The sequence below is a fragment of the Actinosynnema sp. NPDC050436 genome, assembly GCF_040655415.1.
GTDB lineage: Bacteria > Actinomycetota > Actinomycetes > Mycobacteriales > Pseudonocardiaceae > Actinosynnema.
On the sequence record NZ_JBFAJV010000004.1, the window covers coordinates 314,893 to 329,818 of the forward strand.

Annotated in this window: 15 protein-coding genes and 1 pseudogene; 8 read left to right on the forward strand and 8 right to left on the reverse strand. The window is 74.7% G+C overall.

Translation table 11 applies throughout. The features are described from left to right. Nucleotides 1-2 precede the first annotated feature (2 nt). Complete coding sequence (locus tag AB0I60_RS13855; RefSeq protein ID WP_360729227.1) at nucleotides 3-734, reverse strand: GAF and ANTAR domain-containing protein; 732 nt, start codon at nucleotides 732-734, stop codon at nucleotides 3-5. Nucleotides 735-785: 51 nt separating this feature from the next. Here AB0I60_RS13855 and AB0I60_RS13860 point away from each other — a divergent pair, with 51 nt between their 5' ends. The 3 genes from AB0I60_RS13860 to AB0I60_RS13870 are packed head-to-tail and all read left to right on the forward strand — an operon-like array spanning nucleotide 786 to nucleotide 3,700. After that, on the forward strand, nucleotides 786-1,442 hold the full coding sequence (locus AB0I60_RS13860; protein WP_360729229.1) for a response regulator transcription factor: 657 nt from the start codon (nucleotides 786-788) through the stop codon (nucleotides 1,440-1,442). Next, nucleotides 1,443-2,807, forward strand: coding sequence for a HAMP domain-containing sensor histidine kinase (locus AB0I60_RS13865; RefSeq protein WP_360729230.1), 1,365 nt, complete (start codon nucleotides 1,443-1,445; stop codon nucleotides 2,805-2,807). Then, nucleotides 2,804-3,700, forward strand: coding sequence for a TAXI family TRAP transporter solute-binding subunit (locus AB0I60_RS13870; protein WP_360729233.1), 897 nt, complete (start codon nucleotides 2,804-2,806; stop codon nucleotides 3,698-3,700). The genes AB0I60_RS13865 and AB0I60_RS13870 overlap by 4 nt, the downstream gene beginning before the upstream one ends. A 15-nt stretch (nucleotides 3,701-3,715) precedes the next feature. Here the strand turns inward: AB0I60_RS13870 and AB0I60_RS13875 are convergent, their stop codons facing one another. The 5 genes from AB0I60_RS13875 to AB0I60_RS13895 all read right to left on the reverse strand — a co-directional run bounded on the left by AB0I60_RS13875 (nucleotide 3,716) and on the right by AB0I60_RS13895 (nucleotide 7,970). Next, nucleotides 3,716-4,288 carry a DUF5655 domain-containing protein gene (locus AB0I60_RS13875; protein ID WP_360729236.1) on the reverse strand — a complete coding sequence of 191 codons (573 nt, stop codon included), beginning with the start codon at nucleotides 4,286-4,288 and terminating at the stop codon, nucleotides 3,716-3,718. A 113-nt stretch (nucleotides 4,289-4,401) separates the two neighbouring features. Then, on the reverse strand, nucleotides 4,402-5,367 hold the full coding sequence (locus AB0I60_RS13880; protein WP_360729239.1) for a VWA domain-containing protein: 966 nt from the start codon (nucleotides 5,365-5,367) through the stop codon (nucleotides 4,402-4,404). Beyond that, nucleotides 5,367-6,323 (reverse strand): DUF58 domain-containing protein, encoded by a 957-nt coding sequence (locus tag AB0I60_RS13885; RefSeq protein WP_360729242.1) that lies wholly within the window; start codon nucleotides 6,321-6,323, stop codon nucleotides 5,367-5,369. Before AB0I60_RS13885 ends, AB0I60_RS13880 begins: the two co-directional genes overlap by 1 nt. Then, nucleotides 6,320-7,357 carry a MoxR family ATPase gene (locus AB0I60_RS13890; RefSeq protein ID WP_360729245.1) on the reverse strand — a complete coding sequence of 346 codons (1,038 nt, stop codon included), beginning with the start codon at nucleotides 7,355-7,357 and terminating at the stop codon, nucleotides 6,320-6,322. The genes AB0I60_RS13885 and AB0I60_RS13890 overlap by 4 nt, the downstream gene beginning before the upstream one ends. A gap of 73 nt (nucleotides 7,358-7,430) precedes the next feature. Then, nucleotides 7,431-7,970, reverse strand: a complete 540-nt coding sequence (locus AB0I60_RS13895; RefSeq protein WP_360729248.1) for an NTP transferase domain-containing protein — start codon at nucleotides 7,968-7,970, stop codon at nucleotides 7,431-7,433. A 354-nt stretch (nucleotides 7,971-8,324) separates the two neighbouring features. Between AB0I60_RS13895 and AB0I60_RS13900 the strand changes: the two are divergent. Together AB0I60_RS13900 and AB0I60_RS13905 are read left to right on the forward strand one after the other, a co-directional pair. Then, a pseudogene (locus AB0I60_RS13900) lies at nucleotides 8,325-8,495 on the forward strand (DUF664 domain-containing protein); the annotation flags it as partial. 148 nt (nucleotides 8,496-8,643) lie between these two features. Further along, nucleotides 8,644-8,901: a DUF664 domain-containing protein gene (locus AB0I60_RS13905; RefSeq protein ID WP_360729695.1), complete on the forward strand. Its 258-nt coding sequence runs from the start codon at nucleotides 8,644-8,646 to the stop codon at nucleotides 8,899-8,901. 17 nt (nucleotides 8,902-8,918) lie between these two features. Here the strand turns inward: AB0I60_RS13905 and AB0I60_RS13910 are convergent, their stop codons facing one another. Together AB0I60_RS13910 and AB0I60_RS13915 are read right to left on the reverse strand one after the other, a co-directional pair. Further along, a complete protein-coding gene (locus tag AB0I60_RS13910; RefSeq protein WP_360729251.1) occupies nucleotides 8,919-10,211 on the reverse strand; it encodes an NlpC/P60 family protein in 1,293 nt (430 codons plus the stop codon). Between the two features lie 328 nt (nucleotides 10,212-10,539). Next, entirely contained in the window at nucleotides 10,540-11,313 is a 774-nt protein-coding gene (locus AB0I60_RS13915) for a Sir2 family NAD-dependent protein deacetylase (protein ID WP_360729253.1), read from the reverse strand. Nucleotides 11,314-11,405: 92 nt separating this feature from the next. Between AB0I60_RS13915 and AB0I60_RS13920 the strand changes: the two genes are divergently transcribed. The 3 genes from AB0I60_RS13920 (at nucleotide 11,406) to AB0I60_RS13930 (ending at nucleotide 14,898) form a co-directional block, all read left to right on the forward strand. Continuing rightward, nucleotides 11,406-11,804 (forward strand): hypothetical protein, encoded by a 399-nt coding sequence (locus AB0I60_RS13920; protein ID WP_360729256.1) that lies wholly within the window; start codon nucleotides 11,406-11,408, stop codon nucleotides 11,802-11,804. Then, nucleotides 11,801-13,318, forward strand: a complete 1,518-nt coding sequence (locus AB0I60_RS13925) for a flagellar basal body protein FliL (RefSeq protein ID WP_360729258.1) — start codon at nucleotides 11,801-11,803, stop codon at nucleotides 13,316-13,318. Before AB0I60_RS13920 ends, AB0I60_RS13925 begins: the two co-directional genes overlap by 4 nt. Nucleotides 13,319-13,470: 152 nt before the next feature. Next, on the forward strand, nucleotides 13,471-14,898 hold the full coding sequence (locus AB0I60_RS13930; RefSeq protein WP_360729261.1) for an FAD-dependent oxidoreductase: 1,428 nt from the start codon (nucleotides 13,471-13,473) through the stop codon (nucleotides 14,896-14,898). Nucleotides 14,899-14,926: the final 28 nt, after the last annotated feature.

The following is a 14,926-nucleotide window of genomic DNA, read 5'->3' on the forward strand; positions in this document are numbered from 1 at the left end:
GGCTAGGGTCTGCGCACCGAGTCGAGCAGGTTGCGCGCGACCACCCGCAGCTTGGTGTTGTGCGTCTGCGACTCCTCCACCAACCGCTGGAACGCCTCGGCCTCGCCGATCCCGTGCGCCGCCATCAGCACGCCCTTCGCCTGGTCGATCTCGCTGCGCGACAGCAGCGCCCGTTCCAGGTTCGCCACCAGCACCCGTGAGCGCTCGTAGCGCCGGAACCCCGTGATCGCCGCCGCCGACGCCGTCGTGAACAGGCGCAGCAACGCCTCGTCGAACGGGTCGAACGCCGACTCGTCCGAGCTGTAGAGGTTCAGCGACCCCAACGTGCCGCCTTCCACGAGCAGCGGCGCGGACAGGTACGCCCGCACGCCCGCCTCCTCGGCCGCTGCCGCGAACTGCGGCCACCTCTCCCGACCGCCCTCGACGGCGAGCCGCACCGGTCGCTGCGTGCGCGTGGCCTCCAGGCACGGGCCGTCACCGGCGGAGTACTGCGCGGCGTCGATGGCGACGACCTTGCGGTCGGTCGCGGCGACCGTGGACGCGCCGTCGGCGCCGACCACCGTGACCGAGACGTTCTCCGCGTCCGGGATGACGCGGGACGCCGACTCCGCCAGTTGCTGGAGCACGTCGTCCAGCGACTGCTCGTCGGCCAGCACGCCGGCGAGTTCCTCCAGCGCCTCGCTGGCCTCGTCCAACAGGGAGGCGGGCACGCGGTCTTCGATGCTCACCAGCATTGTCTACACCGCGCACGACATAATCGCCGCCACCAGTCGAGGAGGTCACCGGTGCGCGTGCTGCTGGTCGAGGACGACGACGGGGTCGCGGACGCCTTGGTGGAGGCGTTGGAGGCCAACGGGCACCGGCCGCAGCGGGTCGTGCGGGGCGCGGACGCGCTGCTGCGCCACCGGGACTTCGACATGCTGCTGCTGGACCTCAAGCTGCCGGACACCGACGGGCTGGAGGTGCTGCGCAAGATCCGCAAGATCGCGCACACCCCCGTCGTGGTGCTGACCGCGAGCGGCGACGAGCGGTCCATCGTGCGCGGCTTGCGCCTGGGCGCGGACGACTACCTGGTCAAACCGGTGCGGCTGGGCGAGCTGCTGGCGCGGATGGACGCGGTGGCCCGGCGCACCGCCCGGGTCGGGCCGGCCGACCGGCTGGTCCGGGTCGGGGACGTGGAGGTCGACCTGGAGGCCCGGCGGGTCACCGTGGCCGGCCGCGAGGTCCCGTTGACCACCAAGGAGTTCCAGGTGCTGGCGGCGCTGGCCCGGCGGGCGGGCACGGCGGTCAGCCGCCAGCAGCTCATGGACGAGGTGTGGGGCGACGCGTACCTGGCGGTGTCGCGGTCGCTGGACGTGCACCTGACCGGGTTGCGCGCCAAGCTCGACCGCCCCGGCCTGCTGACCACCATCCGGGGCTTCGGCTACCGGCTCGGTGACTGAGTGCGCCGCCGGCTCCTGCTGGTGCTGCTGCTGTTCTCCGCAGCGGCCGTGACCGCGTTCGCCGTGCCGCTGCTGGCCTCCACCGCCACCGAGCGCACCCAGCGGTTCGTGATCGACCGCACGTCCGGCCTGGACCGGTTCGCCGCGCTCGCGCAGCAGGCCGACACGACCGGCGACGCCGCCGCGCTGGCCGACGAGGTGGCGGCGTACGTGCGGCTGTACGGCGAACCCGTCCTCGTGGTCGACGCGCGGCGGCGGCCCGTGGCCCAGGCGGGGATCGCCGCCGACGACCCGGACCTGGCCGACGTGCTGGACGCGGCGCTGCGCAACCAGCCCGCGCCGACGGTGCCGGTGGTGACGCCGTGGTCGTCGGGCACGGTGGTGTTCGCCCGCCCGGTCGGCACCGGGACCCGGGTCGCGGGGGCGGTGGTGCTGCGCGCGTCGGTGGACCGGGCGGCGTCGGACGTGGCGCGGCGCTGGCTGTGGGTGCTGGCGGGCGTGCTGGCGGCGGGCGCGGGCTCGGTGCTGCTGGTGCTGGCGGTGGCGCGGTGGCTGCTCGGGCCGCTGGCGGAGCTGGCCGCCGGGGTGCGGGCGGTGGCCGCCGGCGAGCGGCGGGCGCACGTCCCGGAGCGCAGCGGCCCGCCGGAGGTGCGGGAGCTGTCCGAGTCGTTCAACCGGATGTCCGACGCGGTGACCGAGGCCGCCGACCAGCAGCGCAGGCTGATCGCCGACACCTCGCACCAGCTGCGCAACCCGATGGCCGCGCTGCGGTTGCGGATGGACACGCTGGGCGGCCGGGTCGAGCCGGGCGGCCTGCGGGCCTACGACGCCGGCCTGGCCGAGATCGAGAGGCTGGAGAGGTTGCTGGACGGGCTGTTGGCGCTGGCGTCGGCGGAGAGCACCGCCACCGAGGTCGCGGCCGGCGGGCGGGAGCCGGAGTTCGCGGACCTCGGCGCGGTGGTGGTGGAGCGGGCCGGCTTCTGGCAGGTGCCGGTGCCCGGGGCTGCGGTGCCGGGGCTCGCGGTGCTGGTCCGGTGCCCGGAGGCGGAGGTGGCGCAGGTGCTGGACGTGCTGCTGGACAACGCCCTCAAGTACGGCGGCGGCCGGGTGCGGGTGGCGCTGGGCGCGGACCGGGCGGCGGGCGTCGGCTGGGTCGAGGTGTCCGACGACGGGCCCGGCCTGACCGCCGAGGAGCGCGCGCTGGCCACGACGAGGTTCTGGCGCGGCCGGTCCGACCGGCCCGGCACGGGCCTCGGCCTGGCCATCGCGGACCGCCTGGCCCGCGCCCGAGGGGGCGCGCTGGAGCTGTCCGGCACCACCGGCCTGGTCGCCCGCCTGGTGCTGCCGCTGGAGCCGGCGCTGTGAACCGCCGGGCGTTCCTGCTGGGCCTGCTGGCCACCGGGTGCGCGACCGGCGCGTGCACGGGTGCCGGCCCGGTCGGCGCGCTGTCCGTGGCGGCGGGCGAGCGCGGCGGGATGTACTTCGACTTCGCCACCCTGCTGGCCGGTCAGCTCGACCCGCCCGGCCGGGTCGTGGAGACCGAGGGCAGCCTCGCCAACCTCGACCTGCTCGCGTCCGGTGCCGCGCAGGTGGCGCTGACCCTGGCGGACGCGACCGGGGCGGCCGACCCGGCGCTGGGGCTGCGGGCGCTGGGCCGGGTCTACGAGAACTACCTCCAGCTCGTGGTGCGTGCCGACGACCCCGCGGCACGGGTCGCCGACCTCGCCGGGCGGGTGGTGTCGCTGGGCGCGGCGGGCTCCGGCGCGTCGCTGTCCGGCGAGCGGATGCTCGCCACGGCGGGCCTGGCCGCCCCGGTGCGGGTGGAGCACCTGCGGCTGGCCGACGCCGTGCGGGCGCTGGTGGACCGGCGGGTCGACGCGCTGCTGTGGTCCGGCGGCGTGCCGACGCCGATCCTGGCCCGGGTCGCCGGCATCCGGCTGCTGCCGCTGGCCGACCTGCTGCCCGGCCTGCGCCGGGCCCACGGCTCGGTCTACGAGCAGGTGCCGGTGCCGGCCGGCGTGTACGGCGCGGCCCGCGAGGTCGCCACGATCGGCGTGGCGAACCTGCTGGTGTGCCGCGCGTCCCTGCCCGACGAGGTGGCGGCGGCGGTGACCCGCACGCTGGTGTCCAGGGCGGCGGCCCTGGTGCCGGACCAGGCGCTGGGCACCCAGTTCCTGGACGTCCGCAGCCTGATCGGCACGGCCGGCCTCCCCCTGCACCCCGGCGCCGCGACGGCCTACCGCGACCTGCACGGCTGACCGGTCCGGTGGGCGTCAGAGGTTGCCGGTGTAGGCGTGCCGCAGCCAGTCCAGGGTCTCGTCGTCGATCGCGTCCGCGCTGGCGATCGGGATGCGGACGGTGATCGTGTCGTTGCCCAGGGCCGACGCACCCTCCAGCCGGCCCGACGGCTCGTGGCCCGCCAGGCGCAGGCCGAGGTCGACGCGGGTGCGGGTGGTGGCCTTGACGATGGCGAACGTGCGGCGCGGCGACACCAGTGCCACGTAGGTCTTGCGGGCCCGGACGTGCAGCGGGCCCAGCAGGGCGGCCTCGGCGAGCAGCCGGTCCAGGATCGGCCGCAGCTCGGGGCGGTCGGCGTACTGGCGGTCCACCAGCTCGTCCGAGGAGGCGGCCAGGAACTCAGGGTAGCCGAACCGCTCCATCACCAGCAGCATCTGCGGGTACCCGGTGACCTCGCGCTCCCGCAGCCAGGAGCGCAGCTCGCGCTCGGAGTCGATGCCGGACTCCAGCACCCGGCGGTTCCACTCCGGCACCCCCTGGCCGGTGCTGCGGTGCAGCAGCCCGACCGACCAGTCGACCATCTCGCGCAAGCTGGACACCTCCGTCATGGCGGCCATCCTGCCGGGTGCCGGCCGACCCCGCCCGGGGAGCGGGCGCGGCCCGGGAGACGGCGGACCCGCCCGTCGGGCAGGCCGACGGGCGGGTCCGGTGACGTCCGCGCTCAGGGCAGGCGCTGGCCCAGCAGCAGCGCCGCCGCCAGCGACGCCAGGCCGATCAGCGTGCCCAGCACCACCCACGGCCGGCTCGCGTCGGCCTGCTTCTTCTCGTAGCCGATCTGCTCGCCCAGCGTGTCGTACACCCGGCGCAGCTCCTCGGCGCTGGCCGCCTTGAAGAACTCGCCGCCGGACAGCTTGGCGATCTCCTTCATCGAGTCGTCGTCCACCGGCACCTCCTGCCGGCGGCCCTCGATCTCGACCACGCCGTCCTCGGTGCCGAAGGAGATCGTGGAGATCGGGATGCCCGCCTTCTTGGCGTCCTCCGCCGCGTCGAACGCCCGCCGCGTGCCCACCGTCTCCTTGCCGTCGGTCATCAGCACGACCCGGGCCGGCGGCGGGCCGTCGGCTCCCCCGACGACCTTGCCGAACGAGTCGATCGACGCCAGCGCCGCGACGATCGCGTCCCCGGTCGCGGTCGCCTGCGCCAGCTTCAGCCCGTCGATGCTCTGGGTCACCGCGCCCCGGTCCGTGGTCGGCGCGACCAGCACGGTGGCCGACCCGGCGAACGTGATCAGGCCCAGGTTGATGCCGGGGGTCAAGCCGTCCGCGAACGACTTGGCCGCGACCTGCGCCGCCTCCAGGCGGGACGGCCGCACGTCGGTCGCCTTCATCGACAGCGACGTGTCGATCACCAGCATCACCGTCGCCCGGTTGCGCGGCACCTTCTGCTCGGCGGTCGGCCCGGCCAGCGCCACCGTCAGCAGGATGAACGCGACCAGCAGGAACGCCGCCGGGACGTGCCGCCACCAGCCCTGCCGGCGCGGCGCGACCTTCTCCAGCATGGGCAGGTTGGCGAAGCGCAGCACGCGCTTGCGCAGCACCCGCTGCATCACCACGTAGACCGCCGCCACCGCCGCCACGGCGATCAGCAGCAGGAACCACCACGGAGCGGTGAAACCCGTGAAGCTCATCAGGCCACCCCTCCCGACCAGCGGCGCTTGCGGGCCACCACGAAGCGCACGGTGTCGGCGATCCAGTCCGAGTCGGTGCGCAGCACCAGGTGCCCGGCGTTGGCCCGGCGCAGCCCGGCCGCGACCTCCGCCCGGTGCTCGGCCGCCGCCGCGGCGAACTCGCGGCGCAGCAGCGGCGACGCCGTCACCTCGCGCTGCCGGCCGGACTCCGGGTCGGCCAGCACGACCGTGCCGACCTCCGGCAGGTCGATGTCGCGCGGGTCGACCACCTCGACGGCCACCAGGTCGTGGCGGGCGGACAGCGCGCGCAACGGCCGCTGCCAGTCGGTCTCGCCCAGGAAGTCCGAGACGACCACGACCAGCCCGCGCCGGCGCGGCGGCCGGCGCAGCTGCTCGACCAGGTCGGCCAGCGAGCCCCGGGTGCCCTCGGGCGCGCGCGGCGTCTCGGCCACCTTGCGGATCAGGCCCCGGGAGTGCGCCAGGCCACCGCGCGCCGGCACCCGGACCAGCTCGGCACCGGTCGACACCAGCGCGCCGATCCGGTTGCCGCCGCCCCGCGTCAGGTGGGCGACGGCGGCCGTCGCGGCCACCACCAGGTCGCGCTTCTCGCACACCGCCGTGCCGAAGTCCAGCGACGGCGACAGGTCGATGGCCAGCCACGTCTCCAGCTCGCGGTCCGCGACGGTCTCGCGGATGTGCGGCACGGTGGTGCGGGCGGTGACCGCCCAGTCCATCCGCCGCACGTCGTCACCGGGCTGGTAGGGCCGCGCCTCGCCCGGTTCGGAGCCCGGACCGGGCACCAGCCCGAGGTGGTTGCCCTGGAGCAGGCCGTCCAGCCGGCGGCGCACCTCCAGCTCCAGCGTGCGCAGCGCCGCCTCCAGCCGGCCGCCGTGCAGGGCGGGCGGTGCCCAGCTCGGCCGCCCGGCGGGCTCTTCGGGGGTCTGCTCGGAGGTCACGGCCTGCCCGCGGGCTGCGGCGCGGCCTGCGCGGGCCGGGCGGAGACCTGCGGCAGCGGCACGGTCTGGAGCACGCGGGTGATGATGTGGTCCAGCGGCACGCCGTCGGCCAGCGCGTCGTAGGACAGCACGAGCCGGTGCCGCAGCACGTCCGGCACCACGTCCACGATGTCCTGCGGCAGCACGTAGTCCCGGCCCCGCACCAGGGCGAGGGCGCGCGCGGCGGCGATGATGCCGAGGCTGGCGCGCGGCGACGCGCCGTAGGCGACCCAGCCGGCCACGTCGGTGAGCTGGTGCTCCTTGGGCGCGCGGGTGGCGATCACCAGGCGCACCACGTAGTCGACCAGCGCGTGGTGCACGAACACCCGCGACGCCACGCCCTGGAGCCGGACCAGCTCCTCGGGGCTGAGCACCTGGGACGGGACGGGGGCCTCGACACCCATCCGGTAGACGATCTCCCGCTCCTCCTCGGCCGTCGGGTACTCGACCTGGATCTTGAACAGGAAGCGGTCGCGCTGCGCCTCGGGCAGCGGGTAGACGCCCTCGTTCTCGATCGGGTTCTGGGTGGCCAGCACCAGGAACGGGTTCGGCATCGGGAAGGTCTTGCCGCCGATCGACACGTGCCGCTCGGCCATGACCTCCAGCATCGCGCTCTGCACCTTGGCGGGCGCGCGGTTGATCTCGTCGGCGAGCACGAAGTTGGCCACGACGGGGCCGAGTTCCACGTCGAAGCTCTCGCTGGCCTGCCGGTAGATCCGGGTGCCGAGGATGTCGGCGGGCACCAGGTCGGGCGTGAACTGCACGCGCGAGAACGATCCGCCGACGACGGTCGCGAAGGTCTCCACGGCGAGCGTCTTGGCCACGCCGGGCACGCCCTCCAGCAGCAGGTGGCCCTTGGCCAGCAGGCCGACGAGCATCCGCTCGACGAGCCGGTCCTGACCGACGATCACCCGCTTGACCTCGAACACGGTGCGTTCGAGCAACTGGGCGTCACGAGCCGGCGTGTTGGGCGCCTCGGCGGCGGGCTCGGACAACAGGTCCTCCTACGACAGGGATTGCGACGATGCCAAGTCTTCCCTGTCGCCGGTATGGCTCTTGTGAAGGGGCCTACCGCTCCAGATCGGCCGGCGTGTCCACGTCCCGGGCCTCGCCGGGCAGCGCCGCGACCGGGGCGGGGAGCAGCGGTCCGAGCACGGAGCGCATCGACGCGCCGCGCGGGTCGTCGGGCAGCGCGGCGACCAGCGCGCCGGTCCGCCACGCGCCGGCCAGCCACTGCTCCCGGCCGTCCTCGTCCACCAGCACGGCGGGCCCGCCGACGGCGAGCAGGCGCTCCACAGTGGACGACGTGACGCCCGGCTGGTCCACCGCGAGCACGACGACGACGTCGGCGCGCACGTGCCGCAGCCCGGCCGCGACACCGGCCGCCGGTCCCCCGCCGGGCGGCTCCTCGCGCGTCCACAGCACGCCGGGGACGTCCTTCTCCGGTCCGACGACGACCACCCGCGCGGCACCGCGCACGGCGTCCAGCGCGTGGTCGAGCAGGGTGCGGCCGGCGACCCGGATCGAGCCCTTGTCGACGCCGCCCAGCCTGCTGCCGCGACCCCCGGCGAGGACCACGGCGTCCCACCCGCCCTGCGCGCCGCTCACCCGACCGAGGGTAGTCGCCCCGGCTTCGGCCGGTCGCCGCCGATCCCTGCGGCCCGCGCGGTGCGCTCAGGGGTCGCGTTGTGGTCGCGCCGCGGTGTGGTCACGCGGCGCGAGGGTGCGGATCGACGGGTGTCGTCGGGTCGGTGCACGTGCCCGACGACACCCGTAGCCCCCAGTCGATCCGCTCGCACGGCATCCGAACCCCCCGCGGATGCCGCCCGACACCGGTGCCCCGTCCTTCCCCTGCTTGGTGCGACCGGCATCCACGAGGATGCTCGACCACGTCGGAAAGATTCCTGAACGATTCTTGAATCGCCAGGTCAACGCCCTGCGGAGGGGGCTGGGGTGCGGCCCGTGACCGACACCCCGTGGGAACCGCCCCTGGCCGGCACCGAGGTCGAGCACCTCCTCGGCGCGCTCGACCGGCAGCGCTCGACGTTCCGCTGGAAGGCCGACGGGCTCGACGCGGCCGGCCTGCGCGCCCGCGTCGGCCGGTCCGCGCCCACCCTCGGCGGCCTGCTCAAGCACCTGGCCGCGTGCGAGGACCACCTGACCACCGTCCGGATGAGCGGGGAGCCGCTCGGCGACCCGTGGGGACGGGCTGGGCTGGGACGGCCGGGACTGGGGCGTCACGTTCGCCGCCGACGACCTCGCGCCCGAGCAGCTCTACGCGCTGTGGGACGGCGCGGTCGAGCGCAGCCGCGCGCGGCTGGCCGGTGCCCTGGCGGACGGCGGGCTCGACCGCCGGGTCCACCTCACCTCGGTCGTCGGCCGATCGGTGAGCCTGCGCCGGCTGCTGTTCGACCTCATCGAGGAGTACGGCCGGCACACCGGCCACGCCGACCTGCTGCGCGAGTCCGTGGACGGCCGCACCGGAGAGGACCCGCCCGCCGACTGGCACCCGGCGAGCACGCCGTCACGGCCCGGGTGAGCACGCGGTGCGGGTGATCAGAGCAGGCGGGTCGCGTACGGCATGATGCCGCCGTAGCGGACCGGTGCGACGCGGACCGACGAGCCCGAGTACGGGGCCTCGACCATCATGCCGTCGCCGAGGTAGAGCGCCACGTGCGTGCCGCCGCCGGGGCCCCAGAACAGCATGTCGCCGCGCTCGGCCTGGGACAGCGGCACCTTGACGCCGGCGTTGTACTGGTAGCCGCTGTAGTGCGGCAGGTAGACGCCCGCGCCCGCGAACGCGTACATCATCAGCCCGGAGCAGTCGAAGCCCACGCTGTAGTAGTCGCCGTACGAGTCGGCGACGCCGCCGTCGCGGATGCCGATCGTCGGGCCGTCGTAGTTGCCGCCGCCCCACGAGTAGCGCACGCCGAGGTTCGCCATCGCGCGCGCGACCACGGTCTCCACACCGCCCCCGGCGGCCGGGGCGACCACGGGCCGGGTCTGGGCGGGTGCGCTCGGCTTCGCCGCGTTCAGGGCCGCCTGGCGCGCGGCCTCCTCGTCCTCGCGGCGCTTGTCGTCCAGCCACTGGTCGTACTGGGCGCGCTGGCCCTCCAGCCCCTCGACGGCGGTGAGCGCCCGGGTCAGCTCGCCCTCCACCCGCTCCTTGTCGCCCTGGATGGCGGCGGCCTGGCCCGCCTGCGCCTGCTGGGCCTGCACCGCCGACTGCCGGATGGCGTCCGCGTCCCGCTCGGCCTGGTCGGCGGCGGCCTGCTTCTCGTGGGCCAGGTCCAGCGCGGCGCGCGCGGAGGAGTCCTTGTTGGCCTTCTCCGACCGGGCGCGCTCGACGTCGTCCAGCGCGTTGAGGCCGGAGTCGCCGACCGCCGCGAGCAGCTGCGAGCGGGCCAGCACGTCCTCCGGGCTGGTGGCGCCGAAGTAGGCGGACAGCGACCCGATCGTGCTGCCCTGCTGGAAGCTGGCGGCGGCGAACTCGTCGAGGTCGGCGCGGGCGTCCTCGACGGCCCGGCCCGCCGCGTCGGCCTCGGTGCGGGCGGCGTCGGCCTCCCGCTCGGCCTCGGCCGCCGCCTCCTGGGCGGTCTCCAGGTCGACGCGCGCCTTGTTGGCCAGTTCCATCTTGGAGGCCACGTCGTCGGTGAGGCGCTGGAGCTCCGCCTCGGCGGAGGTCAACTGGCCGGTCAGCTCGCCGACCCGGGCGGCCTTGGCGTCGGCCTCCCGGCGGCCGACGCCGATCTCGGCGTCGCTGGGGTTGGGCGGGGGCGGTGGGACGGCCGAGGCGGACCCCGGGAGCAGGACCAACGCCGCGACCAGCGCGACCACCCAACGAGCCACGACACCCGCCTCCCCACCCGCTCGGCCGATCCGCGTTGCGCCGAACGGCGCTACCCGGACCCGTCCCAGGACTGTGCCACTTCACCACCACGGTTTCCAATCGACCCGGCATGAACTTCAGCCACACGGGTCACACCGGTACCGAGTGATCTACTTCAGGCAACCCCCGAGATCGAGGCGTGATCGGCAGGCTCACCGCAGTTCGGCTCTCTACCCCCGGCCGGCGGCGGCGCGCGGCACGGTCGGACGGTGGTTCACGGACGGGCGAACCCGGAACCCGACCGGGCGAACGTCGAGGCGCGCGGGCCACCGGCACCCGGCCGGGTGATCACCAGGTGGCGGGGTCGCCCCACGTCCGAAGTGGACCGGACTCGACCACCGGCACGGCGACCAGCGCGGGCAGCGACTCCCCCACCGGCTCGCGCACGACGGCGGTGGCCAGGTGGTCGCAGGGCGTCGGCTCGTCGTTGCAGATGACCACCCGCGCACCCGCCCGCGCGGCCAGCCCGACCAGCCCCGCCGCCGGTTCCACCAACAACGACGTGCCCGCCACCAGCACCAGGTCGCAGTCCAGCGCCGCAGTCCGGGCCGCGCGCAGCACGTCCGCGTCCAACGGCTGTCCGAACGCGACCGCCGTGGACCTCAGGACGCCGCCGCACGCGGGGCAGCCCGGGTCCGCCTCCCCCGCCCGCACCCGGTCCAGCGCCGCGCTCATCGCCCCGGTCGCGCCGCAGTCGACGCACACCGTCCCCGACAGCGACCCGTGCAGCTCGACCACCGCGACCGACCCGGCGCGCTGGTGCAGCCGGTCGACGTTCTGGGTCAGCAGCGCCCGCACCCGGCCGGCCCGCTCCAGCGCGGCCAGCGCCCGGTGGGCCGCGTTCGGCTCGGCGGTCCACATCGGGTGGTCCAGCCGCGCCTGCCACGCCGCCCGCCGCACACCGGGGTCGGTCAGGTAGCCGTCCAGGGTGAACTCGCGGCCGAGGGCCGTCCACACGCCCTGCGGACCTCGGAAGTCCGGGATGCCGGAGTCGGTCGACACCCCCGCGCCGGTCAGCGCGGTGATCCGCCGCGCCGCCGCCATCGCGTCCCGTGCGTCCATCCCACCACCATTCCACGGGGCGGGTTTGCGAGCATGGCCGCGTGCGGAGGACTTGGGGCGCGGGTGTCGGGGTTGTCGGCTTGGTCACAGGCGTGGTGGGGACGTTCCTGCCGTGGCTGCGTTCGGGATCGGTCACGAGGGACAGTTACGAGGTGCTCGCGCTGCGTGGTTTCGCGGGGTTGGACGGCACTTCGGGGGAGGTGGTGCGGGCGGTCTGGGTCGGCGTGACGCCGTTGGCCGCGCTCTGCGTGGTGCTCTGGTCGGTACGACTTCACCGGTTTGCCGCCTTTTTCGCCCTGCTCTTTGGCACGATTGCGGGAACGGTGGCGGCCCTTGCCGCCGTCCAAGGGGGCGACGAGGGATCGCTGGTCGGGATCACCCCGACCGGACCGGTCGTCACCCTCGGTGGTGCCGTGCTGGGGATCGCGGGTGCGATCGCCGTGCTCACCGCGAAAACCCGCACAGCGATCAGTCCAGGAGGAGCACCGTGAGCTACCCGAGTGGCGGCGGAGGCGAGTGGCCACCGCAGAACAACCCGTACGGTCAGCCGCAGCAGGGCGGGTGGCCGCAGCAGCCCCAGCAGGGTGGCCCCCAGCAGGGCGGCCCGCAACAGCCCCAGCAGGGCGGCTACCCGCAGGGTTTCCCGCAGACCGGCCCGCAGCCGCAGCAGGGCTACCCGCAGACCGGCCCGCAGGGCTTCCCCCAGCAGGGCTACGGCCAGCAGTTCGGCGGCCCCCAGCAGCCCTACGGGCAGCAGCCGTTCGGCTACGCGGGCGGTGAGCCGCCGAAGAAGAAGCGGACCGGCCTGGTCATCACGGCCGTCGTCGCCGTCCTCGCGCTGGCCGCCGGCACGTTCTTCACCGTGCGCGCGCTGCGCAGCTCCGACTCCGTCGCGGCCGGCTCGGACACCCCGCAGACGGCGGCGAACAACCTGCTCAGCGCGCTGGGCAGCGGTGACGTGCTGGGCATCATGAACGGCCTGGCCCCGGCCGAGGCCCAGCTCAGCAAGGACTACACCGAGGCCACCGTCAGCGAGGCCAAGCGGCTGGAGATCCTCAAGCAGGACGCGGACCCGCAGAAGATCAGCGGCGTCACGATCAAGAGCGAGGGCATCAAGTTCGACGAGGCCGCCGCCGAGAAGGTCAACGACCGGATCACCATCAACAAGGTGGTCGAGGGCAAGATCACGATCACCTCGGACGTCAAGCAGATCCCGCTGACCGACAAGCTGGTCCAGGCGATGGGCTCGAAGGCCGACCAGGCCCCGGAGACCGAGACGCTCGACTTCGCCAAGGAGAAGGCCGACCGCAAGGGCAAGCCGATCGGCATCGCCACGATCAAGGTCGGCGACGAGTGGTACCCGTCGCTGTTCTACACGATCGCCAACGCGGCGCTGGAAGAGGAGAACCTGAAGTGGCCCGCCCAGGGCATCGCGCCGGCGGGCGCGGGCTCGGCCGAGGAAGCCGCCAAGGGCCTCGTGGACAAGGCGCTGGCCGGTGACGTCAAGGGCGTCATCGCCCTGCTGCCGCCGGACGAGATGGGCGTGCTCCAGGACGTCGGCCCGGTGATCCTGGACCAGATCGGGCGGGTGCCCTCCACCGGCGCGAAGCTGGTCGAGCTGGAGACCGACTCGAAGGACGTCAAGGGCGGCAAGCAGCTCACCATCCGCAAGGTCGTCGTGGAGGTGAAGGGCCAGAAGGGCGAGGTCTCCCGCGACGGCGACTGCTACACCGCCACGGCGGACGGCCAGACCCAGCGGCTGTGCGCGGACGAGCTCGCGGACCTGGTCAAGCAGCAGGGCGGCCGGAACATGCCGCAGGCGGCGGTGGACGTGATCTCGCGGGTCGGCGCGCAGGTGCTCAAGGACGGCGTCGGCGTGGTCGCCACCGAGGTCGACGGCAAGTGGTACGTCAGCCCGGTCCGCACCTACAGCGAGGTCTTCCTGACGCTGATGCGCGGTCTGGAGCCGAAGGACATCGACGAGCTGCTCAAGCTCGCCAAGTAGGCGGCCCGCAGGTCGCAGCACTCCCGAGGAGCCCCCACCGGTACCGCCGGCGGGGGCTCCTCCGCGTTGAACGGTCGCCCCTGACCGCCCGGTGCCGGGTCTGACACCGGACTGACAGCGGTTTGGCAGCACCGCGCGACAGCATGGCCGCCATGGACACGACCGTACTGATCGCCGGGGCCGGGCCGACCGGCCTCACCCTCGCCGTCGACCTCGCCCGGCGGGGCGTGGACTTCCGGCTGGTGGACCGCGCCGACGGGCCGTCCACCGGGTCGCGGGGCAAGGGCTTGCAGCCGCGTTCGCTGGAGGTGCTGCACGACCTGGGCGTGGTGGACGAGGTGCTGGCGAGCGGCCGGTTCCCCGTGCGGTTCCGGGGGTACGACGGCGCGCGGGTGCTGGGCGAGTGGGACATGAACGAGGGCCGGTGCCCGACGCCGGACGCGCCGTACCCGAGCACCGTGCTCATCCCGCAGTTCCGGGTGGAGGAGGTCCTCCGCGACCGGCTGGCGGAGCTGGGCGGCGCGGTGGAGCACGGCGCGGAGGTCACCTCGTTCGAGCAGGACGGCGACGGCGTCACGGCCGTGGTCGGCGGCGAGCCGGTGCGCGCGGCCTACCTGGTCGGCTGCGACGGGGGCCGCAGCACGGTGCGCAAGCGCCTCGGCGTCGGGTTCGAGGGCGAGACGTGGGAGGACGAGCGGATGGTCGTCGGGGACGTGCGGCTCGACGGCCTGGACCGCGAGCACTGGCACGCGTGGCCGAAGTCGCCCGCCGGGCTGATCGCGCTGTGCCCGCTGCCGGGCACCGACCTCTACCAGCTCCAAGCCCCGGCCGACGCCGAACCGTCGCTGGAGGTGCTGCGCGCGCTGGTCCGGGAGCGCACCGGCCGGGACGACATCGTGGTGCGCGACGCGACCTGGATGTCGTTGTACCGGGCGAACGTGCGGATGGTGGACCGGTACCGGGTGGGCCGCGTGTTCCTGGCGGGCGACGCCGCGCACGTGCACCCGCCGGCGGGCGGCCAGGGCATGAACACGGGCATCCAGGACGCCTACAACCTGGGCTGGAAGCTGGCCGCCGTGCTGACCGGCGCGAATGCCGAGCTGCTGGACACCTACCAGGCGGAGCGCCTGCCGGTGGCCGCGCGGCTGCTGGGCCTCACGAGCCGGCTGCACCGGGAGGCGGCCACCACCGAGCAGCCCGGCCGGCGGGACGACGAGACGTTGCAGCTCACCCTGACCTACCGGGGCGGCCCCCTGGCCGGGGTGGGCGACCGCGCGGGCGACCGCGCGCCGGACGCGCCGTGCGCGCTCGCGGACGGGACGCGGACCCGGATGTTCGACCTGTTCCAGGGCCCGGAGTTCACGTTGGTGGGGCTCGACGCGGACGACGCGCTCGCGTACGTGCAGGACGCGCACCCCTACGTGCGCACGCACTCCGTGGTCGACGTGGACGGTCACGTCGAGGTGGCCTACGGAGCGGGCGGGGGCACGCTGCTGCTGGTCCGGCCGGACGGTTACCTGGGCGCGGTCACCACCGACCCGGCCGAGGCGGTCGCCTACCTGGACCAGGTGCTCGGCTGATCCCGGCGCGGGCGGGCCGTAGTCCGGG